This is a genomic window from Nocardioides acrostichi (assembly GCF_015319165.1).
Lineage (GTDB): Bacteria > Actinomycetota > Actinomycetes > Propionibacteriales > Nocardioidaceae > Nocardioides > Nocardioides acrostichi.
Map to the genome: position 1 here is coordinate 1 of NZ_JADIVZ010000006.1, position 23,373 is coordinate 23,373.

The 23,373-nt window shown below is 67.9% G+C and carries 20 protein-coding genes and 3 pseudogenes; 7 read left to right on the forward strand and 16 right to left on the reverse strand.

The window, feature by feature from the left end:
• From ISG29_RS12520 to cysC, 8 genes and pseudogenes are all read right to left on the reverse strand, one after another.
• Positions 1-185, reverse strand: a pseudogene (locus ISG29_RS12520) (IS1380 family transposase); the annotation flags it as partial.
• A gap of 224 nt (positions 186-409) precedes the next feature.
• Positions 410-706: pseudogene (locus tag ISG29_RS12525) on the reverse strand (ISL3 family transposase); the annotation flags it as partial.
• Positions 707-2,032: 1,326 nt separating this feature from the next.
• Positions 2,033-2,476: a glycosyltransferase family protein gene (locus ISG29_RS20930; protein WP_235959670.1), complete on the reverse strand. Its 444-nt coding sequence runs from the start codon at positions 2,474-2,476 to the stop codon at positions 2,033-2,035.
• 159 nt (positions 2,477-2,635) lie between these two features.
• Positions 2,636-3,130 (reverse strand): annotated as a pseudogene (locus ISG29_RS21840) (glycosyltransferase); the annotation flags it as partial.
• Between the two features lie 102 nt (positions 3,131-3,232).
• Positions 3,233-4,351, reverse strand: coding sequence for a glycosyltransferase family 4 protein (locus tag ISG29_RS21845; protein WP_407940205.1), 1,119 nt, complete (start codon positions 4,349-4,351; stop codon positions 3,233-3,235).
• Positions 4,351-5,085: a WecB/TagA/CpsF family glycosyltransferase gene (locus tag ISG29_RS12540; protein ID WP_194503791.1), complete on the reverse strand. Its 735-nt coding sequence runs from the start codon at positions 5,083-5,085 to the stop codon at positions 4,351-4,353. Before ISG29_RS12540 ends, ISG29_RS21845 begins: the two co-directional genes overlap by 1 nt.
• Positions 5,086-5,181: 96 nt before the next feature.
• Positions 5,182-6,225 (reverse strand): sulfite exporter TauE/SafE family protein, encoded by a 1,044-nt coding sequence (locus tag ISG29_RS12545; RefSeq protein WP_194503792.1) that lies wholly within the window; start codon positions 6,223-6,225, stop codon positions 5,182-5,184.
• The gene (gene cysC, locus ISG29_RS12550; RefSeq protein ID WP_194503947.1) at positions 6,226-8,247 is read right to left on the reverse strand and encodes an adenylyl-sulfate kinase; all 2,022 of its coding nucleotides are present in this window, start codon (positions 8,245-8,247) and stop codon (positions 6,226-6,228) included.
• A gap of 79 nt (positions 8,248-8,326) precedes the next feature.
• On the opposite strand from cysC, the gene ISG29_RS12555 reads away from it, so the two are divergent.
• The 3 genes from ISG29_RS12555 to ISG29_RS12565 all read left to right on the forward strand — a co-directional run bounded on the left by ISG29_RS12555 (position 8,327) and on the right by ISG29_RS12565 (position 9,605).
• On the forward strand, positions 8,327-8,614 hold the full coding sequence (locus ISG29_RS12555; protein WP_194503793.1) for a DUF2516 family protein: 288 nt from the start codon (positions 8,327-8,329) through the stop codon (positions 8,612-8,614).
• A gap of 107 nt (positions 8,615-8,721) precedes the next feature.
• Positions 8,722-9,078, forward strand: a complete 357-nt coding sequence (locus ISG29_RS12560) for a phosphomannose isomerase type II C-terminal cupin domain (RefSeq protein ID WP_194503794.1) — start codon at positions 8,722-8,724, stop codon at positions 9,076-9,078.
• Positions 9,079-9,131: 53 nt separating this feature from the next.
• The gene (locus tag ISG29_RS12565; RefSeq protein ID WP_194503795.1) at positions 9,132-9,605 is read left to right on the forward strand and encodes a hypothetical protein; all 474 of its coding nucleotides are present in this window, start codon (positions 9,132-9,134) and stop codon (positions 9,603-9,605) included.
• A 322-nt stretch (positions 9,606-9,927) separates the two neighbouring features.
• Here the strand turns inward: ISG29_RS12565 and ISG29_RS12570 are convergent, their stop codons facing one another.
• The 5 genes from ISG29_RS12570 to ISG29_RS12590 all read right to left on the reverse strand — a co-directional run bounded on the left by ISG29_RS12570 (position 9,928) and on the right by ISG29_RS12590 (position 15,091).
• The gene (locus tag ISG29_RS12570) at positions 9,928-11,337 is read right to left on the reverse strand and encodes a polysaccharide biosynthesis tyrosine autokinase (RefSeq protein WP_194503796.1); all 1,410 of its coding nucleotides are present in this window, start codon (positions 11,335-11,337) and stop codon (positions 9,928-9,930) included.
• Between the two features lie 39 nt (positions 11,338-11,376).
• Positions 11,377-13,119, reverse strand: coding sequence for a DUF4012 domain-containing protein (locus tag ISG29_RS12575; RefSeq protein WP_194503797.1), 1,743 nt, complete (start codon positions 13,117-13,119; stop codon positions 11,377-11,379).
• A 127-nt stretch (positions 13,120-13,246) separates the two neighbouring features.
• A complete protein-coding gene (locus ISG29_RS12580; RefSeq protein WP_194503798.1) occupies positions 13,247-13,732 on the reverse strand; it encodes a hypothetical protein in 486 nt (161 codons plus the stop codon).
• A gap of 208 nt (positions 13,733-13,940) precedes the next feature.
• Positions 13,941-14,240 carry a DUF1416 domain-containing protein gene (locus ISG29_RS12585; RefSeq protein ID WP_194503799.1) on the reverse strand — a complete coding sequence of 100 codons (300 nt, stop codon included), beginning with the start codon at positions 14,238-14,240 and terminating at the stop codon, positions 13,941-13,943.
• A 2-nt stretch (positions 14,241-14,242) separates the two neighbouring features.
• Positions 14,243-15,091, reverse strand: a complete 849-nt coding sequence (locus ISG29_RS12590; RefSeq protein WP_194503800.1) for a sulfurtransferase — start codon at positions 15,089-15,091, stop codon at positions 14,243-14,245.
• A gap of 620 nt (positions 15,092-15,711) precedes the next feature.
• Here ISG29_RS12590 and ISG29_RS12595 point away from each other — a divergent pair.
• A complete protein-coding gene (locus ISG29_RS12595; protein ID WP_194503801.1) occupies positions 15,712-16,710 on the forward strand; it encodes an SGNH/GDSL hydrolase family protein in 999 nt (332 codons plus the stop codon).
• A complete protein-coding gene (locus ISG29_RS12600) occupies positions 16,707-17,831 on the forward strand; it encodes a glycosyltransferase family 4 protein (RefSeq protein ID WP_194503802.1) in 1,125 nt (374 codons plus the stop codon). Before ISG29_RS12595 ends, ISG29_RS12600 begins: the two co-directional genes overlap by 4 nt.
• On the opposite strand, the gene ISG29_RS12605 is transcribed toward ISG29_RS12600, so the two are convergent.
• Positions 17,790-18,953, reverse strand: coding sequence for a CDP-glycerol glycerophosphotransferase family protein (locus ISG29_RS12605; RefSeq protein ID WP_194503803.1), 1,164 nt, complete (start codon positions 18,951-18,953; stop codon positions 17,790-17,792). The genes ISG29_RS12600 and ISG29_RS12605 overlap by 42 nt on opposite strands.
• A gap of 57 nt (positions 18,954-19,010) precedes the next feature.
• On the opposite strand from ISG29_RS12605, the gene ISG29_RS12610 reads away from it, so the two are divergent.
• Both ISG29_RS12610 and ISG29_RS12615 read left to right on the forward strand, forming a co-directional pair.
• Positions 19,011-20,228, forward strand: coding sequence for a hypothetical protein (locus tag ISG29_RS12610; protein ID WP_194503804.1), 1,218 nt, complete (start codon positions 19,011-19,013; stop codon positions 20,226-20,228).
• Positions 20,225-21,307, forward strand: a complete 1,083-nt coding sequence (locus tag ISG29_RS12615) for a glycosyltransferase (RefSeq protein ID WP_194503805.1) — start codon at positions 20,225-20,227, stop codon at positions 21,305-21,307. The genes ISG29_RS12610 and ISG29_RS12615 overlap by 4 nt, the downstream gene beginning before the upstream one ends.
• Positions 21,308-21,326: 19 nt before the next feature.
• Here the strand turns inward: ISG29_RS12615 and ISG29_RS12620 are convergent, their stop codons facing one another.
• Entirely contained in the window at positions 21,327-22,154 is an 828-nt protein-coding gene (locus ISG29_RS12620) for an LpxL/LpxP family acyltransferase (protein ID WP_194503806.1), read from the reverse strand.
• Positions 22,155-22,261: 107 nt separating this feature from the next.
• On the reverse strand, positions 22,262-23,245 hold the full coding sequence (locus ISG29_RS12625; RefSeq protein ID WP_194503807.1) for a hypothetical protein: 984 nt from the start codon (positions 23,243-23,245) through the stop codon (positions 22,262-22,264).
• Positions 23,246-23,373 lie beyond the last annotated feature (128 nt).

The following is a 23,373-nucleotide window of genomic DNA, read 5'->3' on the forward strand; positions in this document are numbered from 1 at the left end:
GCCTCACCACCGTCGGCGAGCATCACCGCGACGTCTCCCAGCACACGGCCGCGGTCGTGGCCCGGGTTGAAGTTGCGGCGAGCCATCGCCGCCGAGAGGTTTCCGGTGGGGCCCGTCCGGTCGGCCAGGAGCCTCGTCGCGACGCTGCCCGCGTGGGCCACCACGCCGACACCATCACCGGTCACGGACAGACCCGCCGACCACGAAGTACGCTTCACCTACCGAGTGCCTCTCTGCTGGGACTACTTGAACCGTCGCAAGTCCAAGTTTCCCCTGCAGTGCAGGCACTTCGGTGCTTCTACGCGCCGATCACGCTGCGGAATCGTGAACGATCCGGGCTAAGCCGACACATCGGTGCAGGTCAGCGCGCTTCACACCTCAAGAACCAGTGCAAGTGACCCAAGTCAGGACAGACGGTACAGGCGTAGCGACGGACCCGGACCTCGAGCACGGTCGGTCGCCAGCCCAGCGGCTCGTGGGCAAGGCGGCGCAACACGGTGTCGTGGACGCGGCCCTCGCATCCACACTCGCGGCACCAGCCATCCACGCCGTCGGAGTCAGCAATGACACGGCAAGCCAGAACCGCACGTTGAGGCTCGAGGCGTTGCCCGACGACTTCGAGGCCGAGGTCATCGAGACGGCAGAACGTGGTCAGGTCAGCGCGTGCGGACCCGCAAGGGGTCGCCGCGGCGGTAGCGTCAGGCAACGTCGAGGTCTTCCGGATGGGTGTGTAGAAACTTCCATCCTCGGAAGACCTCGACACCTATCTGGGCACCGACGCGCCGTCAGCTCACCGACACCCCGCACACTCTCGATTGCGAAGAGCCGGATAAGGTGCCGCGAGGCCTCAAGGCAGGCCCGGGTTATCAATTCAAGAGAGTCGTCGGAAAGCTGCTGAAGACGACCAAGCTGCCATCAGAACCGTACCAGCCAAGAAGCCCGCCGCCGCTCCCGTAGCGCCGAACGCAGCACTGCCGAAAAGCGCAGAGACCAGACCGACCGGACCAGTCACCAGGCGGCTTTTGGCCAACCAAGCGGCGCGACCAGCCGCTCGCAACCGCCATACCACTGGCGCCAAGGCGCTACCAAAGCTCCGCTCGGCCGTTACAAACAGGAGCAGTATCGCTCCCACGTGGCGCCAGTTCTCTCCAAGCAGAAGAAGAGTCAGTGAGCCTGGCAGAAGGATTACAGACACGGCAATACACGGAGCTAGCATGGAGAATAGCAGCGCGAGACGAGACAGCTGAGGACGGCTCATCCTCGCAACGCGCGGACCGTAAAAGACCTGCATTCCCATAACGACCACCCCCACCGGGGCCATGACAGTCAAGACTAGCCGATAGGTGCCAGCTGCCTGTGCAGATGCCAGGACTGCCAAAGATATTGTGACCAAGTAGGAGATCCCCTGACTGGCGACAAATTCAAGTATCAGACCTGGGGAAACGCGAGACGCCAATCGCATATACCGTAGACCTTGCGCCAGCCTGAATACTGTCGGTAAGCACACTAACGGTCCCGCTACGAGCGCAGATAGCGACCAACCCGCTAGTAGGGCATAGAGATGGTTGGTACCCAAAAAGATAAGTAGTGTTGTGAACGCAATTTGGCTCACGAGCCACATTAGGTCGATGATAAGCAGGAATCGGAACGCTTGGGCAAGGTACATTTTGGCCCGCGCGGCCTCTTGAGTCAGCACTAGTCCTGCAGCTCCAAGACATGCGGCCAGTGCAGGGGTTGCCAAAGTCATCCCGACCCCGAAGCCCAGAAGGCCAAGTCCTAGTCCTGCCGTCAGAAAGATCGGGCCAACCGCCAGTGGCGCTAATGCCAAAGTTGCTCGATCGAGCAGACCAAAAAGCGCGACATCAGAAGACGTGGCACGCACTAGGCCCAGGCCCAACAAATAGACCGAGTATCCAACGACTAGCTTCCCAAAGCTTTCAGGATCTAGCAGGTGGGCCGATGCAACAACGAATAGAAAATTCGAGATGCTGAGCACGGCCTGATCGGCAAAAGCGATCAATCGCGCGGCCAATTATTCGACCTCGCGTTTGCAGTGCAGTTGTAGGAACTGGTCCCAGGTCTCGCCTACAAGATTCCGGTTTAGCTTTTCTTTGACAATCTGTTTCGCTCCGCTCCGCTTTCGATCTAGTTCTCCCAAGTAGTCGCGCTTCCATGACCGCAAACCGTCCGAAAGTCTCTCCCACGGAACGAACCAGCCACAATCAAATTCATTGATATCTCGCGCGAGCTCACATTCCGAATGGCCAATAAAGAGAACGGGCTTTCCCGCCGCCCAAGCACTGTATGCTTTCGACGGCAATGACGTCCCCGTAAACCGTGCCGCAAGCACCACGAGATGCACGGCAGCAGAGGCGGCCACATTTTGATAACTGCTGTGATCCATACGTTCCGAAATCACAAAGTGTTCGGGCAGATCTAGGTCGAGTTCACCCAAATCACTTACGGCCGCGCGCACCGAGATGCCCCTGCCTGGTTCTGGAATCTGCAGCTGCGCCAGGTGAGCAAGAACGTCCCTCAGTGGGCTTCTAGGACCCACGTAGCCCCCATAGAATAGATCCGTACCACCGCTTGTCTCTGCGGTATCCGAGAGGACCGTCACGGGCAGAGGGACTATCGTCGATGTCAGTCCCATGCTTGATAGCCGATCGGCCATGCAACTACTTAGTGTTACACGCTCGTCCGACTTTGCCAACCCCCACCTTTCCAATCGTGCTACAAATCCGCTAGACGTGGCGGCATGGAATATGTCCATGGTCCAGTTGACCGACCTGTATCCATGGCGACCGAAAAGTCTGGCCAACCATGGAACCATCGGAATACCCGCAGGGGAATCTACGGTGATGACAAAATCATAGTTCTTTCCGTTCCGAGCGAGATGTATAAGGGCGAAAAGGAGGAAAGCAAGGTTCGCAAGTTGTCCGCGCCGGTGGTGCCATAACCAGACTCGGAACCCGAATATCTGGCTCTGGTTACGCGCGGCGCCCGAACCTGGCCGCGGAGGCTCCCAGCAAACAAGGCGGACATCATGCCCCCGCGTAGCCAACTCTTGAGCCAGCGTATCGATGTACTCTGTAACAGCCGACCCAGCGCCCTTAACATGGTTGCGCATAATGGCAATTTTCAAGACGCCAATCCTTTGTCTTAGAAATTCGGGCCCTTGTGTAGTTCCAAGAGATTTCAATTAGTCATGGATGTCGCGTTGGCAAAGTGACTAGATGGAATCCATCAACGCGCCCATCTTCGCTAGCCAGACGTCCTCAGTGAACATTCGGTTGAAATACTTGAGACAAGCTGACCGATCGCTGCGCCTCATGTCGCCCAGGGCAGCACGGACGGACTCGGACCGATAAGGATCCAGCAGAACTCCTGCACCAGCCCCGACAAAGCCGTTTGCGCTCGTCACGGCTGGCCCGAATGCGACCGGCGTGCCCACGGCTAGAGCTTCTATCGCCACGGTTGGGATACCCTCCTGCCATAAGCTGGGAACCAGTAGTCCTTCAGCTCGTGCAAGTGCTTCCCTCAGGACCGCGCGAGGCACAGTGCCGCACCAAGTGACATTGGGCAACTTCTTGGTCACAGACTTATACTCGGCTTCGCGAGAACCAGCCCCGTAGATGGACAGCAACTCATCGCTTGGCCAGTTCTCTAAAAGTTGCCGCAGGCCCTTCTCGTGCGTTAAGCGACCTGCAAAGACCCACCCCCTCCGCCGCTTCGTTGTCGTGATTGAGATACGACGGGTGAAGTTTGGGATGAGGTGGACGGCTCCAGTGGTTCGCGGCTCGAAGAACGTCCTCGCTGACTCGTTCAGGACCACCACGTGCTTTGAGAGTCGCAGGATGGATTGAAGAGATCCCGTCCGGTGTGTCGCGATCGCCAGTGGCACAGATGCTGCGCGGCTACGGTAGCAACCGTGTTTCACGGCATTAATGGTACGCGTGTTGACACACAGGGTACATGGCTGACCGTCTCGAAAGAGCGTCCCCGCGGCGCAGACGGTGCGATAGTTGTGCAAAGTCGAGATGGTTTGTGCCCCGTACGTCTGCAGCCAATTTGTACCAAGGTTCGGGAAAGTATTGTGCAAAAGCACTACGTCAGGATCGATTTCGCGAAGTTCGTCATGAATGGAAGAGTCTCGTCCCGTGGCGACCCTCCAAGCAGAGGTAGCCATATATAAGGGCCGTTCAGACATCTCGTCTGTGCGCCGCCAGACGCGATGAACCTCATTACCTTGGCGCTCAAGAAGTCTCGTCTGATCTAAGACCACCTCATTTTCCCCGCTCGGCGTGGAAGAGTCGTAGAAGCTGTGGACCACTGCGACGCGCCGAGCCATTACCGTTTCCACTTCCGAATATCTCGGACCATCAACATTAAGAATGTTGAGTTCCCAATCAGATACCGACGCCACAATCGTCGGGGCTCAGAAATCAGTCGGAAGAGCCATTCCAAGTGGAGTGCAATCAGCAGGTTCGGGGCGGGTCGCTTGGTCCCTGCCGAAAAGTCGAAGGCTGCGCCGACCGCAACCGTGGTGACACCCAGACGCTCATGAATGCGTCCTGCTTCTCGATCTTGCTTTGGTGTGCCGAGAGCAACCCATACTATATCGGGCGCAGTCCGCTCGATCAGCAGATCCTGGGCGCTCCGACTCTCGGACGTCATTTCGCCGAATGGCGGCGCATGGGTGCCCACTATCTTCGCGTCCGGATATTTTTCAGAAAGTTTTTGAGCCAGCTGCTCTAAGGTTTCGTCAGTCGTGCCGAGTAAAAAGTGTCGAACACTCTCAAGTTGACCCCGGTCCATACACGCCTCAAAAAGCCAAGGTCCGCGGACTTGCTGCGTCTCCTTGTAGCCCTTACGTCGGAGATACCACGCCAGCGGGGAGCCGTCCGGGAGGTTGATCCCGCGCGCCTGCAAGATAGTCCAATAGGCGGGGTCGCTTGAAGCGCTATAGAAGGTTCCGGAATTGATCAGTCGAAATGTGTTCGGGGCATCTTTATCTATCACTAATCTAACGGCGGAGTCTGGATCCCCCACAAAGACGGGTACGTCGCAGAAGTAGCCAGGCATGAGAGAAGGCTACAGCGTGTTCCAGCGGAGCCGCCTCGTTGGGCCGTCTGTGGGGGAAGGCCATGTCGTTGTCATCCAGGACCGGTCCGCCAGCAATCAAACATCGCTGTCACGGTGAATTTGTGCTGACGACGTGGTGTTTCCCCCAACCTTCGGAGGGGACGCGTAGTTCCAAGTGTCAAGCTCCCGAAGGGTCGGGCGTCCCATAAACGGCAGCCCTTGCTGGCGACGCAACATGCCCCAGATCAACGGGACGAGTACGATCATCGCGAGCCCAACTAGTGCCACCACCACTGGGTGCGTTGAGTCTTTGCCCAACGGTGCCCATCCCGCCTTGTCGAGCAAGGCCACCCCAGACATGGTCAGCACCACGACGATGCCGCGACGGATGATGGATTGCGGCACCTTCGGAGCGATCCGCGCCCCTAGCAGCGTTCCCGGCACGGAGCCGACGGTAAGCGGGATCGCGATCGACCAGTCCAGCCCGTGAATCGCGATGTTCGAGATGGCCGCGGCCAGCACGAGCGGCACGGCCTGCACCAGGTCGGTGCCGACCAGCTTCACGGCCGAGAGGCCGGGGTAGAGCATGAGCAGGGCGATCATGATGACCGAGCCGGACCCGACGCTGGTCACACCGACGAGCAGACCGCCGAGCATGCCCACCAGGAGAGTCGGGATCGGGCGGATCTTCGGATTGGGGTCACCCGGGTCTCCTCCGGACCGTACGCGGCGCAGGTTCAGGTAGAGCCGGGCCGCATAGGTGGCCGCCGCGAAGAGCAGGGCGAAGCCGATGCTCAGCTTGAGCACGTTGTCGAGTTCTTCGGGGTCGGAGGTGAAGTGATTGACCAGCCAGGGCCCGAGGAAGGCCATGGGCACGGAGCCCGCGATCAGCCAGCCGGCCAGCTTGAAGTTCGGCGAGCCCTCCTTCGCATGCATCGCCGCCCCGCCGGTCTTATAGACCGCGGCGGCGGTGAGGTCGGCGGTGACGATCGTCGCCGCCTCGCCGCTGCCCACGCCCAGGAAGATGAGTGCGGGGGTCATCAGCGCTCCCCCACCCATGCCGGTCAGGCCGACGACGATGCCGACGAGAAAGCCGGCGACCAGGATCGAGAGGGCGGTGAGGGTGATGAGGTCGGCCATCTAGGCCTCCTTGCCAAAGAGATGGTGCGAGGAGAGAGCACTCACGACCTGCTGGACGAGAGTGTCGATCTGAGTGGCGGCTGCTTCGGCGGCCTCGTCGCCGCGGCGGTAGGGGTCGGCGACGTCGAGCGCCGGGTCGGCGACACCGCGAGTCTGGCCGAGATCGTGGAGGAGGTCTGCCCCGCGGAGGTCGTGCTCGGCGGAGGCGGCGGCGAACTGCCCGAGAGTGAAGACCTTGCGGAAGACCTCGGGGTATTCGCTGAGGATGAAGCTGCGGTGATCGTTCTCCGCCACCAGCACGACGTCGGCCCAGGCCAGGTGGTCCCGGGTCAGCGGCTTGCTCTTGAAGGCTTCGACGCCGCTGATGCCGCGAGGGGTGAGCGTGGCAGCCATGACGCCGTCCATCTCGTGGGCGCGGAAGCCGTGGGTGCCGGCGCTGTCGAAGGCGAGCGTCGGGTCGCCTGCCGCGTGGTGCTCAGCGGCCAGCTGCATGAAGGGGCTGCGGCAGATGTTGGCGGTGCAGACGAAGAGGACGTTGAGGGGTTTCGACACGCCTTCGCCTTCGGCATCCGGCGGCTCAACCACCGGTGCGGCGCCCTGCGTGGGTTCTGGGGTGGGGTTTGCTGTGAGATCGGCGGGTTTCGACACGGTCGTCGCTGGCGCTCCTCCAGGCTCAACCACCGAAGACGGGGTCGCTGGCGCTCCTCCCGGCTCAACCACCGAAGACGGGGTCGCTGGCGCTCCTCCCGGCTCAACCACCGAAGACGGGGTCGCTGGCGCTCCTCCCGGCTCAACCACCGGTGGGTTTGGCTCGACCACCGATAGGTCGAGGTAGCCGGAGGTCTTCAGGGCCTGGACGACATCGTCGAGGGCGTCGTCGATGGTGCGGCCGGTGGTGTCGACGACCACGCCGGCATCGGTGGGGATCTCGTAGGGCGAGGAGATGCCCGTGAACTCCGGGATCTCGCCGCGGCGAGCCTTGGCGTAGAGGCCCTTGCGATCGCGGCGCTCGCACTCCTCCAGCGGGGTGGCGACGTGCACCAGGAAGAACGCTCCCCCGGCCTCGTCGACCATGGCGCGCACCTGGTCGCGGGTCTCGGCGAAGGGTGCGATCGGGCTGCACACGGCCAGGCCGCCATGGCGCGAGATCTCGGCGGCCACCCAGCCGATGCGGCGGATGTTGGTCTCCCGGTCCTCCTTCGAGAAGGTCAGGCCCGCGGAGAGGTTGCGGCGCACGACGTCGCCGTCGAGGGAGGTGATGGTGCGGGTGCCCTGCTCGAGGATCCGGTCCATGAGAGCTCGAGCCAGGGTGGACTTGCCCGAGCCGGAGAGACCCGTGAAGAAGAGCACCAGGCCACGCTCGTCGGCCGGCGGCTGGTCGAAGTCGATGACGGCGGCGATGTCGTCGGGGAACTCGTCGTCCTCGGTCTCCGCTAGCGCGTAGACGGGATCGGCGCCCGCGTAGGTGGCCAGCACCTGCACACCCAGCGCGTGGTCGGCGTCGGCATCGCCGTGCGTCGCGAGCGGGACGGCGACGACCACGGCGTCCGGGAGCCTCGCCGCCGCGAGCCGCGTGGCCCGCAGCAGAGCGACCGGGCTCAACGACGGCGTGCCCGCGCCGACGAGGGCGACCAGGGCGAGCGAGCCCCGGCTCGACAGTTCCTCGAGCTGCGACGAGGTGATCGGGCCCGCGACCGGCACGAACGTGCGACCCGGGTACGCCTCGCGCACCTGGGCGGGAGTGAGGTAGTGGTCGCGGAACGGGCCGTACTGCGCATGGGTGAGAGCCTCGATCCCACCCCCGGGCACGGCGACCCGCGCCAAGGGGAGGCCCTCGGGGTCCACGATCTCGACGGCACCCGCCTCCACGGCGGCGAGCCGGACGTCGTCGGGCAGCGTGAGCGTGATCGGTGAGCCCGGCTCGTCGAAGCGCGTCAGCGGCGCGAGCGCCCCGCTCGTGAGCAGCTCGAGGTCGTCGAGCTCACGCGGGCTCGGGCAGTGCTGTGGAACGGCCGGGGACATGCTCACTCCAGTATCTTGACAGGCTTAGTCGTGTTTGGCGCGTCCGGGCGCGCCGACGTCTCACCGTAGGATCTCGCCCATGCTCAACACCGCAGCCTTCGACAACGGCTTCTACCTCGTCGTGGGTTTCGCTCTGGTGGTGCTCAAGCTGTTCGCCTTCGTCGACGCGCTGTTGCACTCCAACCCCGAGTACGAGGCCGCCGGCAAGCTCACCAAGCCGGCCTGGTGCACGATCCTCGGCATCGGCCTGGCCGTGCAGCTGATTCTGGGCGGCCTCGTCGACCTCCTCACTCTGGCCTTCGCCATCGCCGCCATCGTCTACATCGTCGACGTGCGACCCGCGATCCGGGGGCTGCGCCGACGCTGAGACGCGCAGTGATGCGGCTCACTCGTCTAGTCCCGAAGGCGTGTCGGCCCGATCCCGGCTAGCGTGATGCCAGTTCTTTGCCGAGGCAACACGCACGGGGGTCAGACGTGAGCGCCGATTTCGAGATCCGGCCGTGGGGCGAGTGGCATGTGCTCGACGAGGGCGACGGCTTCAAGGTCAAGCGGATCGAGGTCAACGCCGGGCAACGCCTGAGCTACCAGACCCACGAGCACCGGGCCGAGACGTGGGTCGTCGTACACGGCACGTGCACGGCCGTCATCGACGGCGAGACCGTCGTCGCGACCCCTGGGCAGTGCATCGACGTGGCCGTCGGCCAGGCGCACCGCATCACCAACATGCACGACGACCTGCTCGTGATCGTCGAAGTGCAGCGTGGCTCCTACACCGGCGAGGACGACATCTGCCGACTCGAGGACGACTACGGGCGATCGCCGGCCAACTGACGCGCCACCCGGCCACCTATGGCCCCGTCAGAGAGTCGTGTTCAATGGACGGCATGAGTCTGCGACGCACCGGCCCGGCACTCGCCTCGATCGCGCTGCTGGCGGGAGGTGTGCTCAGCGGGTGCAGCTCCGACGACGAGCCGGGTAAGGCTGACTCCTCCGCCTCGGCCATCCCGTCCGACTTCATCAGCGACTCCGCCTCACCCAACGGCGAGGACGGGTTGCCTGCCGACTTTCCACGCGAGGCCGTGCCACTGCTCGACGGGAACCTGGGTTCGGTCGTACACAAGACAGCCCCCAAAGAGCCCGACTGGACCGTACTGATCACCGTGAACGCCACCCCGGCGGCGGCCCTCGACGACGCCATCAAGAAGCTCAAGGCCGAGGGGTGGGTGGCCAAGACGACGGTCGACAGCGCCGGCGAGGCGCCGCAGTTGCTGCGCAACGGCAAGGGCGTGATCGTGCTCAAGGCGACCCAGCAGAGCGACCAGGCCGGCGTGGTCTACAGCATCGACCACGTGAAGTAGGCGCCTCCCGGCCTTCGCGGAAGGTTGCCTTGCGGCTCACTGGGTTTCGACTCGCTCGTCGCTAGCGCTCCTTGCGGCTCAACCACAGGCGGAGGTGGCTCAACCACCGGCGTAGGGCCTGCCTTCGGCATCCGCCGGCTTAACCACCGGCGGGGTGGGGGTCTCGGATGAGGTCGCCCCTCGGATCACGGGAGTTCGACGCGCTCGCCGCTAGCGCTCCTCACGGCTCAACCACCCGCGTAGTGCTTAGCCTTCGGCCCATGGGCGTCGGCTTCCACCTCGCCGGGTCTCAAGGAAGCTCGACCACCGGTCGTTGGCGGGTTCAGGCGTCGGAGGACTTGCTCTTCTTGCGGCGAGGCTCGGGAGCATCGGGGGCGTAGCCATATCCGTATCCATAGCCGTAGCCACCACGGCGTGCGTTGGCCGGTGTCATGTTGAGCACTGCTCCGCTGATGTGGGCCCCCACTCCCTCCAGCCGGTCGGCTGCCTCTTCGAGCTGGTCGCGAGTCGTGCCGCCGAACTTCGCGACCACGATCGCGCCGTCGACCTGGCTGGCGATCAAGGCAGCGTCGACCACGGGGAGCAGCGGCGGCGCGTCGAAGATGACGACGTCGTAGGTCGCGCGCACCTCGGTCAGCAAGGTCGCCATGGCGTGGGACTGGATGAGCTCCGCCGGATTCGGCGGGATGGCCCCGCTGGGGAGCACGTCGAGCCCGCTCTCCTCGTGGCGTTGCACGGCGTCCTTCCAACCCACGCGACCCAGCAGCGCCGTCGTGACGCCGATGGCGTTGTCGATGCCCAACTGCGCCGACGCCTTGGGCCGACGCAGGTCGCCCTCTATCAGCAGCGTGCGCGCCCCGGCACTGGCCAGGGTCAGTGCCAGGTTGATGGACGTCGACGTCTTGCCCTCGCTAGGCAGAGCGGAGGTGACGACGTAGACCTTGTTCTGCGCGTCAACGTCGACGAACTGCAGGTTGGTGCGCAGCACCCGGAAAGCCTCGACCCGGGGAGCATGCGACGGCAGGGCCGTCACCAGGCCACTCTTCTTGGCGCTGCTGTCGAAGGGAACGCGACCGAGCAGCGTGGACGACAGCGCCTCGAGATCCTCCGGCGTCTTCACCGTGGTGTCGAGCACCTCGCGGAGCACGGCCAGCCCGACGCCCAGCAGCAGGCCGAGCACGACGGCGAGACCCAGGTTGCGGACGGGCTGGGGAGACGAGGGGGCCGTCGGGAGAGCTGCATCGTCGACGACCGTGGCCTTGATCGGTGCCGTCGTCTTGCCCGGCGGGGTCTCCAACTGACGAATGAGGTCGCTGAGTGATTCCGCGTAGGCCTGTGCGATGGCCTGCGCCTGGGCCGGTGACGGATCGGTGGCGGTGATCTCCAGCACGACCGTCTCCGGGACGACCGTGGCGCTCACCTCGCCGATGATCTGACCAGAAGTCTCGTCGAGCCCGAGATCAGAGATGACCGTATTGGCGAGTTGGTCCTTCGTGACCAGATCGGCGTAGGACTGCACGCGCTGCTGGGAGAAGAGCCCACCCTGGTAGGCGCTGCTCGCCGTGGAGTCGTCGCCACCGGTGCTGGTGGTGACGAAGAGACTCGCGCTCGAGGTGTACTGCGGCGTCGAGAGGAACGTGAAAGCCGCCCCGGCGCCGACCACGACCAACACGGTGACCGCGATGAGCAGCCAGCGCCGCCGGATGATCCGCAAGTAGTCCTTCAGCTCCACGTCGTCCTCCGGTGCTGGATGGTGGTGATGCGATCGGTGTCAGCCACAGCTCGACCTCGCGGCGGTGTAGCCCCCGGACCCGTCGATGCTGGGCGTGCTCCAGACGCCGGTGGCGCCATTGGCCGGAGCGGTGGTGCGGAGTACGAGGTCGGACGTCGTGCCGGGCTGGATAGGGACGAAAACCGTGCCCACCACCCGGTCGCCGAACTGCTGGTACTTGATCTGGGTGGGAGCGCCGTTGAGCTGGGCGTCACCGAAGCGGCCGCCGGGCGGGGTGTAGAGACGCACGGTGAGGATCTGGGTGCCCTGCGGGTAGCCGGGAGGCGCCTCGCCGACGATGTACCGCGGCTGCGTCGCAACGGACTTGGGTGCTGTCGATCGCAGCTGGAGGTGCATGGTGCCGGCCTGGGTGTCGTCGCTGCAGTACGTCGCGTCGAGCCGGGCGGAGTAGCGCAGATAGTAGGAGAGCTTGTCGGCCTGACCGTCGTTGATGCCCACGAAATAGGTGCCGGCATCGGCCTCGCTCGTCAGGGATCGACCCAGCACGGCCGTGCCCTCGAGCTCGGCAGCCACCTCCTTGTCGTCGACGGCGACGAGCGCTCGACCCTGGTCGGCGGCGTCGCGCAGCGCGGGGAGAAGTTTGCGGGGTTCCACGGAGCCTGACGTAGCGGTGGAGAAGACCTGCTGGGCCGCCTGCTGGAAGAAGGCATCCTGCTTGGCGGGATCCTCGAACCGCAGGTACACCTGGTGGAGGAGTTCGTCAACGATGTTGTCGGAGGTCAGCTGCACCCCCTGCACGGTCACGGGCTGCATGCCGCGCATCAGGTAGGAGAGTGCGACCGTGTCGAGCGTCATGACTCCATCGAGCTGGTCGGAGGGGTAGCGCTCCTCCCAGCGAGCCGTCCACAACTGAGCCGCACGCTGGAAGTCGGGCGTGAAGTTGGCGTCGAGGAAGTAGGTGCCCAACTTCTCGGTGTAGAGGCTCTTCTCGCCGGGCGAGAGGGAGAGCACCGGCGACGGTCGCTCGCCGAAGCTGTTGCCGGCAACCTGCCGGACGAGTTGGACCTTGCCGTCGTCGGCTCGGAGTAGGGCAGCCGAGCCGGGAAGGCCCCCCGTCGCGCGGATCTCGGCGTTGTTCTGGAAGACGAGCAGGTACTCCTTCGGCCCGTCTGCTCCGAGCATCGAGGGCATGACCGTGACGGCCTTGTCGGCCGCGCTCAGCGCTCGGTCGGCGGTGCCGACCTCGCTGGCGAGGTCGTCGTACTGGGTCTTGAACCGGCCGACGAAGCCCGAGGAGTCCTCCGCGCTCAGCTGATCGTCGGCCTGGGCCATGGCCGCGGCAGCCGTGCCGATGGGCCGCTGCAACTGCTTGACGGTGGCCAGGTCGATGCGCCCGTTCTTCGGCGCGAGGTCGTCGATCGAGTCCGCCGCTTGGAGCAGCTGGTCGATGCCGGTGCCGGAGAGATCCGAGACGACGCCACTGACGGTGCGCACGCCGCGGGCGTCGTCACCGATCACCGGGAGGTGCGTCAGCAGACCCCACGAGACACCGTCGGTTCGCTTCGCCGCGCTGGTGCTGCGGTCGGCCAGGTCGTCGAGGTAGGGCTTGGCCTTCTCGGTGTCACCGTTCTCGAGCGCGGAACGCGCCGAGCGGGCGTCACCCACCGCTGCGTTGAGATCTCCGACGACGCGCACCGTGAGGTAGGCGTACCAGAGCACCGCAGCCACGACGAGGACAGCCAGCACGAGCAGCCCGATGCGCCACGGGCGACGAGAGACCATGCGTGAACCCTACGAGTCAAAGGGGCGGCGTGCGCGGCAGGGCTCGCCTGATCGGAGCCTCGTACCTCGCCCGGACATGCCACGAGGCGGACCCCAGCGGGGCCCGCCTCGTGAGCAGAACGTCAGGTCAGCGGTTGCGCTTGTTGAAGTGGTTGCGACCGTTCGGGTTCACGTTGTCGGAGTTGGCCGAGGTGCCGTACTCAGAAGACTCGGGCGTGTAGTTGGCGATGCACACCGTCTTGCCGGAACGGAATCCGAGGCGGCTCTTCTTCTCGAAGCCGTTCGAGCCGCTGTAGTTGAACGTGTAGTTGTACGTCGTGTTGTACTTGAGGTTGAAGCAGGTCACCGTGATCCGACCGGCCGGCATCGCGCCGTCCTCGGCGGTCACCTTGAACTTGAACTTCACCTTGCCCTTGCGGGGCTGCTTGATGGCCTTGAACTGCAGCGTGGTCGGCGTGCAGTCCGAGTACCCGCCGGTGCAGGCGGCCTGAGCCGAGGTACTGGTGGTGGCTACCAGGCCGAACGAGGCCAGGGCGGCCATCAGCAGGCCGACGATCAGCTTCTTCATCGAGACTCCCATGTGGCGCTGAGCGCCGGTTGTGTACTGGTTCACGAGTACTTGATCACAGGGCGCAACCCTTTGCCAAGCCGAATCCGGCATTTGGACCTGATTCACCCCACGAGTTCACCGCAGCGCCGCTCACGAAACCTTCCCGTTACACGGGAGTGGAGATTTCGTGCCTCCGGCATGCGGTTCGGCACGCACGAGGGCCCCGAACGCTCGTCGCATCCGGGGCCCTCACAGGAGGCACGTGGCGTGCTCAGCCCACGCTGATGCTCACCTCGGCGACCTGGCCGACCTGGGCGTGCACCTCGCGGTCGACGGGGTCGGCCTTCGGGGCGAGGGTGCGCAGGGTCCACTGACCGTCGCCGGCGAAGAACCGGAAGTGGCCGGTGGCCGAGGTGGGCACCTCGGCGGTGAACTCGCCGGTGCGGTCGAGCAGGCGCACGTAGGCGTTCGGCACGGGCTCACCGGCGCGCAGCACCTGACCCTGCACGACCGCCTCCTTGGCGACGTTGACGCCGTCGAGGGAGAGGCCGCCCTCGGTTGCTCCACACATACTCAGGCCTCCCCGCGCTCGTCGCCGAGGGTGACGGGCACGCCCACCAGCGAGCCGTACTCGGTCCAGGAGCCGTCGTAGTTCTTCACGTTGCTCTGCCCGAGCAGCTCCTTGAGCACGAACCACGTGTGGCTCGAGCGCTCGCCGATGCGGCAGTAGGCGATGGTGTCCTTGCTCCAGTCGACGCCGGCCTCGGAGTAGATCTCCTTGAGCTGCTCGTCGGACTTGAAGGTGCCGTCGTCGTTCGCGGCCTTGCTCCACGGCACGCTCACCGCGGTGGGGATGTGGCCCGCGCGCTGGGCCTGCTCCTGCGGGAGGTGGGCCGGGGCGAGCAGCCGGCCGGCGTACTCGTCGGGGCTGCGCACGTCGACCAGGTTCTGGGTGCCGATCGCGGCGACGACCTCGTCGCGGTAGGCGCGGATCGAGGCGTCCTGCTCGCTCGCGGAGTAGGTGGTGGCCCCGCGGGAGGGCACCTCGTCGGTCAGCTCGCGGGAGTCGAGTTCCCACTTCTTGCGGCCGCCGTCGAGCAGCTTGACGTCGGCGTGGCCATAGAGGGTGAAGTACCAGTAGGCGTAGGCGGCGAACCAGTTGTTGTTGCCGCCGTAGAGCACGACGGTGTCGTCGTTGCCGACGCCCTTGGCCGAGAGCAGCGCCTCGAACTGGGCCTTGTTCACGAAGTCGCGACGCACCTGGTCTTGGAGATCGGTGGTCCAGTCGAGCTTGATGGCGCCGGCGATGTGGCCCTTGTCGTAGGCGCTGGTGTCTTCGTCGACCTCCACCAGCACGACCTTCGGGTCGTCCAGGTGGTCCTCGACCCACTGAGCGGAGACGAGCACGTTCTCTCGGGACATCGGTGTTCCTTCGGGTTTGGTGTGGGTGGGGGTTGTTCGTTCGGTTGCGGGGTTTCGACGCGGCCTCGCCCAGCGGCTCATCCGGCTCAACCACCGGTAGTTGCGGGGTTTCGACGCGGCCTCGCCCAGCGGCTCGTCCGGCTCAACCACCGGTAGTTGCGGGGTTTCGACGCGGCCTCGCCCAGCGGCTCGTCCGGCTCAACCACCGGCGGTTGCGGGGTTTCGACGCGGCCTCGCCCAGCGGCTCGTCCGGCTCAACCACCGGCGGTTGCGGGGTTTCGACGCGGCCTCGCCCAGCGGCTCGTCCGGCTCAACCACCGGCAGCACTCGAGACGAGCGAGGGCGGGCGAGTCGGCAGGCGTGACTCAGGAGAGACGACACAGCGCCGAGCGGGTACGGCAGTGGTCGACCGCGCGTCGCTTGGTGAGCCAGGTCGTGGACATGGACGCCACGCTAGCCCGGCACCCCGAAGACGCCTCGTTCATCTCGTTGGGTGAGACGGCATTCCGCATAGTGGACGCCCGCTCGGGGACTCAGCGTTCTCACACCTACGCCCGCCGCGGCGTGACACCATCCTCCTGCCGTCGCGTGGGCCACGGCCGCGGAGAGGAGCCTGACCGGTGCCGGTGGAACGCACGCGCGTCGCGTCACGACGCGACCACCTGCGCAGCGCCGCCTTCGTGGCCGGGCTCGTCGTCCTCATGATCGCGCTGCTGGTCGGCGGCACGCTGCTGCTCGAGCGCTACCTCAGCGCCGACCCCACGCCGGTCGCCGCACCCCAGGTCTCCGACGTGTCGGCGCCCCTGAGCCGGGCTCAACTGAACGGCCGGCTGCGCTACGTGGCTCTCGGCGACTCCTACAGCGCCGGGCCCGGGCTGCCGCAGCAGGTCGACGCGACGTGCGCGCGGTCGTCGTCGAACTACCCCTCCCTGCTCGCGAAGCGACTCAGCACCGCGTCGTTCGTCGACGTCACGTGCTCCGGCGCGCGCACCGTCGACATCACCGGCGACCAGACGCGCTCCACCGGCACCGTGGCCCCGCAGGCCGACGCTCTCGACGACGACACCGACCTCGTCACGGTGAGCGTCGGAGGCAACGACGACAACGTCTTCAACGCCCTCGTCACCACCTGCCCCGAGGTCGCCGACACCGACCCCCGCGGGCACCCCTGCCAGACCCAGCTCGCCGGCGCCGGCGGTGCGGCCCTGGTGCAGCAGACCGACCGGCTCGTCACCCGGGTCTCGGCCGTCATCCGGGCCATCCGCGAACGATCGCCGCGCGCCCAGGTCGTGGTCGTGGGCTATCCCGCGATCTTCCCGACCCACGGCACCTGCGCCGCGCTGCCCTTCGCCCGCGGCGACGTCACCTGGGCCGCCCAGGTCGTCGACGCCGTCGACGACGGGCTCGCCGGTGCCGCGCGCAACGAGGGCGTGCGCTTCGTCGACCTGCGACCGGCCAGCGCCGGTCACGACATCTGCTCCCGCAAGCCGTGGATGTCAGGGGTCGAGGCCGGCGCCGACGGCTCCGCGCCCTGGCACCCCGTGCCCCGGGGCATGCAGGGGGCCGCCACCGCGATCTACGACCAGCTCACCGGCGCGGCGGAGGGCGGATCCGAGTGAGGCTCGCCATCGACGGCCGCTTCCTCACCCAGCCGCTCACCGGCGTGCAGCGCTACGCCCGCGAGCTGTGCGCCACCCTCGACGCCGCCCTCGAGGCCGGTGACCCGGTCGCGACCGACCTCGAGGTCACCGTGCTGTGCCCACCTCTCCGGGCCGCTGCTCCCCGGCCCGCCTATCGCCACCTGAGCCTCCGCGAGGTCGGACGACGCCAGGGCCACGCCTGGGAGCAGCTCGACCTGCCCCGGCACGCCCGCGGCCACGACGTGCTGTTCTGCCCCGGCAACGTGGCCCCCGTGGCGTCCCTGCGCGGACGCACTTGCACGGTGGTGACCGTGCACGACCTCGCGTTCCGCTACCATCCCGAGACCGTCTCGCGAGCCTTCCGCACCCTCTACGAGGTGCTCGTGCCCCAGGTGCTGCGGCACGCCGACGCGGTCCTCACCGTCTCGCAGACCGAGCGCGCCCGCATGCTCGAGCACTTCCCCACAGCCGCCGATCGCCTGGTCGCCGTGGCCAACGGCGGCATCGGCGGGCCCGGGGGCCCACCCGAGCCGCACGACCCCGCCCCGCCCGACGCGCCCTACCTGCTCTTCGTCGGGGCGCTGAACGCGCGCAAGAACGTGGCCGGTGTCGCCGCGACGGTGCGCACCCTGCTCGAGGAGCGCCCCGACCTGCATGCCGTGTTCGTCGGCCCCGCACCCGAGGCGTACGCCGCCGTCGACCTCGGCACCGAGCACCCGCGCGTGCACGTCACCGGGCCGGTCAGCGACGCCGCCTTGGCCGCCCACTACGAGCACGCCGCCCTCATGCTGTTCCCCTCGTTCCACGAGGCCTCGGGCCTGCCGCCGGTCGAGGCCATGGCCCACGGGTGCCCCGTCGTGGTCTCGGAGATACCGGCCCTGCGCGAGCGGTGCGCGGACGCCGCGGTCTACTGCGACCCGCACGACCTGCCCTCCATCGCGGCCGGCGCCCGGCACCTGCTCGACGACCCGGCCGAGCGGGAGCGCCTGGTGGCGCTGGGCCGCGAGCGGGCCGCGCACTTCACGTGGGACCGGTGCCTGGCCGAGACCCTGGCGGTGCTACGCCGCGCCGCCGGTGGGCAGGTGCCCGAGCACCCATGACACGTACGCCCAGGTGGCGGCGACGGGCTCACCGGCCACGTCGGCGTGCAGCAGGGCACGGGTGCGGGTGCGGCGCTCGGCGTGCGGGTCGGCCCCGGCCAGTGCCTCGGCCAGCGCGGCGACCAGGTCGTCACCCGTCGTGAGCACGGGGCCGGGGAACCAGGCCTCGTGTGGCTCCAGCGCCAGGCCCCGGTCGGCGCGGAAGGACTCCAGATCGGGGCAGAACGCGAGCAGCGGACGATCGACGAGCACGAAGTCGACCCACAGCGAGGAGTAGTCGGTGACGAAGCAGTCGGCCGCGGCCAGCAACTCGTAGAAGGTGACGCCGAGCCGCTCCAGGTCGGGGTTGCGCGCCAGCTCGACCCCGGGGCCGGACGGCAAGGACGCCTGGTCGGCCGACGGGTGCGGCCGCACCCACACGGTGGCACCGGAGTCGGCCAACAGCTGCCGCAGGTCGGCCCGCTGCCACGGTTGCTCGGCCGCGAGCCGGGCCTCGTCGCCGTCCGCGCGGGGCATGCCGCGCACCGCCGAACGGTAGGTGGGGGCGTAGACGACCAGCGGGCCGCTCACGCCCAGCCTCGCCCGCACCGCCTCTCGGCCCCGCAACAGCGCCTGACGCGGACTGCCGACCACGTGCACCCGGTCGGGGTCGATCGCGAACTCCGCCACCCGCGAGGTGCGCGAGAGGGTGCTCGAGACCGGCACCCAGTCGAAGTGCCGCGGCGCCTCGCCGGTGAAGGTGCCGATGAGCTTGCCGAACTCGCCGTGCCACAGCCCCACGACCTGCTTGCCGCGCGGCCGCGGCCGCGCACCGAAGACCCCGTGCGTGGTCACCACGACCCGTGAGCGCAGGTAGCTCAGCATGCCGCGCACCGAGCGCCGCGACACGATGCGCACGTCGAGCCCCAGCGCCGCGACGCGGCTGCGGGCGGCACCGGGATCCTCGGCGAGCACGATCATCTCGATCTGCCTCGGAGCACCCCGCAGGAGGGCTACCGTGCTGTCGTCCAGATCCGGGGACGAGTGCAACACCACCCACGGCCGGCTCGCCGTGAGTCGGTCGAGGAGCACCACGACCGAGTCCGCGACGCGCCGGCGCCACGGCCGGCGACGTGACTTCATGCAAGCTCTCCCTCGAGGGTCCGAGCCCGCTTCGGCGGGCCGCAGAAAGGTAACAAGATGACGGCCGCTCCTACGGCGCCCACGCCCGCGAAGCGGGCCGGCAAGTCGGCCGGCGTGATCGCCGTGCAGGGACTCAACTCGATCAACACCGTGATCCAGATGGCGCTGTTCGCCCTCACCCTGCCTCGCACCGACTTCGACGACTACGCCGTGTGGGTCACCAGCGGCATGTTCATGATCGGCCTCGGCCAGGCGATCGGCACCGAGCGGGTGGTCATCGGTCGCCGCTCCTTCGACGACGGCACCAGCACCTCGGGCGTGATCGCCCTGGCGGTCTGTGCCGTGCAGGTCGGCGTCTCGCTCGCCCTGGGCAGCCCCGCACTGGTCATCGCCTCGCTCGCGTTCGCGCCCTACGCCGCCTACGACTTCCAGCGCTTCACCCGCTGCTACGACGAGGCCAAGCGGTTCCTGCGCGTCGACCTCTCCGTGCTCGTCGTGGAGTGCGTCGCCGTGCTCGCCTTGTGGGCCACCCTCGGGCGGCACGCCTGGCTCGCGGTCGTGTGGTGGGTGCTGGGCGTGCTGCCCTGGTCGCGCCTGGCCGGGCGCGAGGTCCTCCGGCTGCGCCGCGGGGTGCGGGTGCTGCGCGACGACCTGCACCAGTGCCTGCCGCTGCTCATGGACGCCGCACTCGCCGGCGTCCCGCTCGTCGTGGCCCTCGCACTGGCCCGCGCCCAGGGCGACGTCGGCGACGCCTCGGCGGCGCGGATGGCCTTCACCATCCTCGGCCCGGTGACGGTGCTCGGCCTCTCTGCGCGGCGACTCGTCTACGCCGAGGTCGCGAAGGGTCCGCTGAGTGCCCGCTTCACCGCCGTGTGGGGAGGCATCTGCGTCGCCACCCTCGTGGCGTGCGCCCTGTTGTTGAGCCTCACGCGCACCCCGCTCTACCCGTGGGCCTTCCCCGGGTTCGTGGGGCTCTCCTGGGTCGCGATCCTCGGCTTCGCGGTCAACCACGCCGCGATGTTCTCCACCCTGTTGCCGGCCGCGAGCCTGCGCGCCGAGCAACGGGCCCGCGAGGTGGGCATCTCCCGCGTGATCGCGACCGGCAGCGCGGTCGTCGTGGGCGTACTCGTGCTGCCCTTCGACAGCCCCGCCGACGTCGCCTGGTGCGTGGCCGCCGGCTCCATCGGCTACACCGTGTCGCTCTTCGCCGCCCGCCTGCTGACCCGCTCGAGCATCGTGCCGGTACCCGAGGCGCAGCCCGAGGCCAGCGCGTGAGCCGCACCCTCATCACCGCCGAATGGCTCTCGCCCCTGGGCGGCTCGGAGCGGGTCGTCGAGCACCTCGCCGCCACCCTGCCCGACGCCCGGGTGTTCGCACCGGTCGTGTTCGCCGACGGAGCGCCGAGCATCGACCGGTCGCGCATCGGTGCCGCGTTCCGGCGCCCCGAACGGCTCATGGCACGGCGCGAGGCGGCCGCCGCCATGAACGCCGCCACGTGGCCGACGTGGGGCCGCACCCTCGACCGCCGTGCCGACCTCGTGATCGCCAGCCACCACATGTCGAGCCACTGGACCGCCTGCTACTCCGACGTGCCGCACGTGGCCTACGTGCACACGCCCGCGCGCTACGCCTGGTTCCCCGAACTCGACGACCGGGCCAGCGGCAGCCTGCCCGCCCGGGTGCTGGGCGCGCACATCCGCCGCATGGATCGCCGCGCCGCGCCACGGGTGCGCGCCTACGCCGCGAACTCCGAGGCCACCCGGCAGCGCATCCAGCAGGTCTGGCACCGCGACGCCACCGTCATCTACCCGCCCACCGACCTGAGCCGGTTCGACCACGTCACCGCCCGCGAGGGCGTCGAGCCGTTCCTGCTCGGACTCTCGCGGTTCATCCCCTACAAGCGGGTCGACTACGTCGTCGACGTCGCCGAGGCGGCCGGACTGCCCGCCGTGCTCGTGGGCCGGGGCCACCTCGAGCCACAGCTGCGTGAGCGGGCCGAGCGCGCGAGCGTGCCGGTGCGCGTCGTCACCGACGCCAGCGACGAGCAGGTCGCCCAGCTGATGGCCGACGCCGCCGCGCTGGTCTACCCCGCCGTCGAGGACTTCGGTCTCGTGCCGGTCGAGGCGATGGCCGCCGGCACCCCCGTGCTGGCCCTCGACGAGGCCGGCACGAAGGAGACAGTGCTGCCCGGCGTCTCCGGGGCGCTGCTGCCCGAGCTCGACGCGCGCGCCTGGGCCGACCGGGTCGCCGAGGTCATGGCGCTCGACGCCGACGGCGTGCGCAAGCGTGCCGCCGACTTCGGCGTCCCCGCCTTCGCCGAGGCGATCAGGGGCTGGGTGGCCCAGCACTCCTGACCGGAGTCGACGCGACGGCTCACTCCTGCGGCACGCCCCAGCGCAGCCGCGGCTGGTGGTAGCCCTCGGGCCAGGCGAGCACGTGCTCCTCCTGGGTCTGCACGAGGTGCCGCAGCAGATCCTCGGCGTCTTCGAAGTCGCGCGGCTCGACGGCGTCGCCCAGGCTCAGCCACAGCCGGCCGTCGCTCTCGCAGTGGGCGTGCATGGTGACCACGAGACTGTTGGTCGCCGCCGCCAGTCGTGCCGCGCCCGACGAGCCGAGCCGCTTCTCGCCCAGGAACTCGATGACCGAGGAGCCGGGCACGTCGGTGGCGATGGCCAGGCACTCGCCCCGGGCCAGCAGGCCGCCCAGGTGCTTGCCACCGAGGCCGGCGTCGATGGGCTGGTTGCCGGTCGAGGTTCCGGCCCGCACGTGCTGCTTGAGGAACGTCGGCGCGGCGGGGCCCAGCATGTCGGGCGACACGACGATGCCCAGGGGGCGGTCGGCCGCCGCGAGAGCCGCCGAGGCGCCCTCGTAGTGGCCGTGGTGCAGGAAGCTGACGACCACGCCGCGCCCGGTGGCGCGAGCCGCCGTCAGCGAGGCGAGGTTCTGCACCTCCTGCCGGCAGATCAGGCGGGGGTGGTAGCGCATCTCCGAGCGCATCACGTCGCGCACCACATAGGCCCGCGCCGCCTCCTCCACGCGATCGGGGGCGACGGTGCCGAGCAGGAACTCCATCTCCTCGCGCGCCCTGGCCAACGGGCCGGGCTTGTTGCGCTTCGCGAGCAGTCGGGCCCCCACCACGGCGGGCACCAGTGCGTCGGGCACGGCCGAGCGCAGCCGCATGGAGGGGGTGACGTCGTTCATGGGGCGACTCCGCGTCGTCGGGCCGAGGGAGGGAGCAGATGCCGATTGGCACCGGGAGCGAGCCCGAACCTAGCCCCTCGCGGACCGCCCCGCAGGCGAAGCCGCGATCAGAGCGCGCCGGTGCGGCGTTCGACGCCCGCCCGCACGTCGGCGGTGAGATCGGCGACGCGCCGCCGGTCGTCGTCGGAGAGGACCTTCGACCAGTAGTCGTTGGCCTGCTGCACGTTGCGCCCCTTGTCGTGGGTGACGCCGGCCCGCGGCTCACCCGAGCCCTCGTCGGCGTAGTCGCGCGCGATCGCGGCGCGCGCCTCGGGCGTCGTGGTCAGGCCGAGACCGGTGTAGAGGGTGGCGTAGGTCGCTGCGGGGTCGGCCAGCAGCGCGCGCGAGCCGACCCAGTGCACCAGCGACGACGCGTCGGCCGGCAGCGCGTGGTCGAGGTAGCCGTAGACCAGCCGCCACAGCAGCGCGCCGATCACGACCGCGTCGTCGGAACCCTGGTGCGGCTCCAGCCCCTCGAGGAAGGACGCCGGGCCTACGGCCTCGCGCAGGCCACGGACCACGCGCGGCAGGTCGAAGTGCCAGCCCAGGCGCTTGAAGCTCGCTGCGGAGGCCTCCGGGGAGCGCACGGTCACCACCGCGGGAATCGCGAGCTGCGTGGCCAGCGTCGGCACGAGCAGCGCGGCGAAGGGATCCTTCCAGATCACGGTCCGCACCCGCGGGTCGAGCCGGATGCGCACCGCCGAGGTGCGGCTGGTGCTGCCCGTGACCTGCTTGACGACGCGCTTCCAGACCGGGTCGTGCGGCCAGATGCCGCGGCGGGTGCGCAGCGACACCCCGAACACGCCGCGCAACTGCCGCACCAAGGTGGCGTCGTCCTCGACCCGGCCCCTCGGCGGCAGCACGAAGTAGTCGTGCACCGAGGTCAGACCAGATTCGGGGTTGAGCGGCTCGTAGAGGGACGCCGCACCGGGCGCGTAGCCCAGGGCCGTGCCGACGCCCGTCGTGCCGGAGCGGGGCATGCCCGTGACCACGATGAATCGGCGACGCCCCTGCGGGAGAGCCGACTGCGTCGCGGCGGCGGGGTCGGGCATGCGCGCAGCGTAGCCAGGCGAGCGCCGGGCGAGCGCTGGGTGAGCACCGGGCGCGCCGGGGGTCGGCGCAAAGGTTGTCCGGATCCACCACGCCGGCCCTTCGGCTGCGGCAGAATCCTCCCCAACCG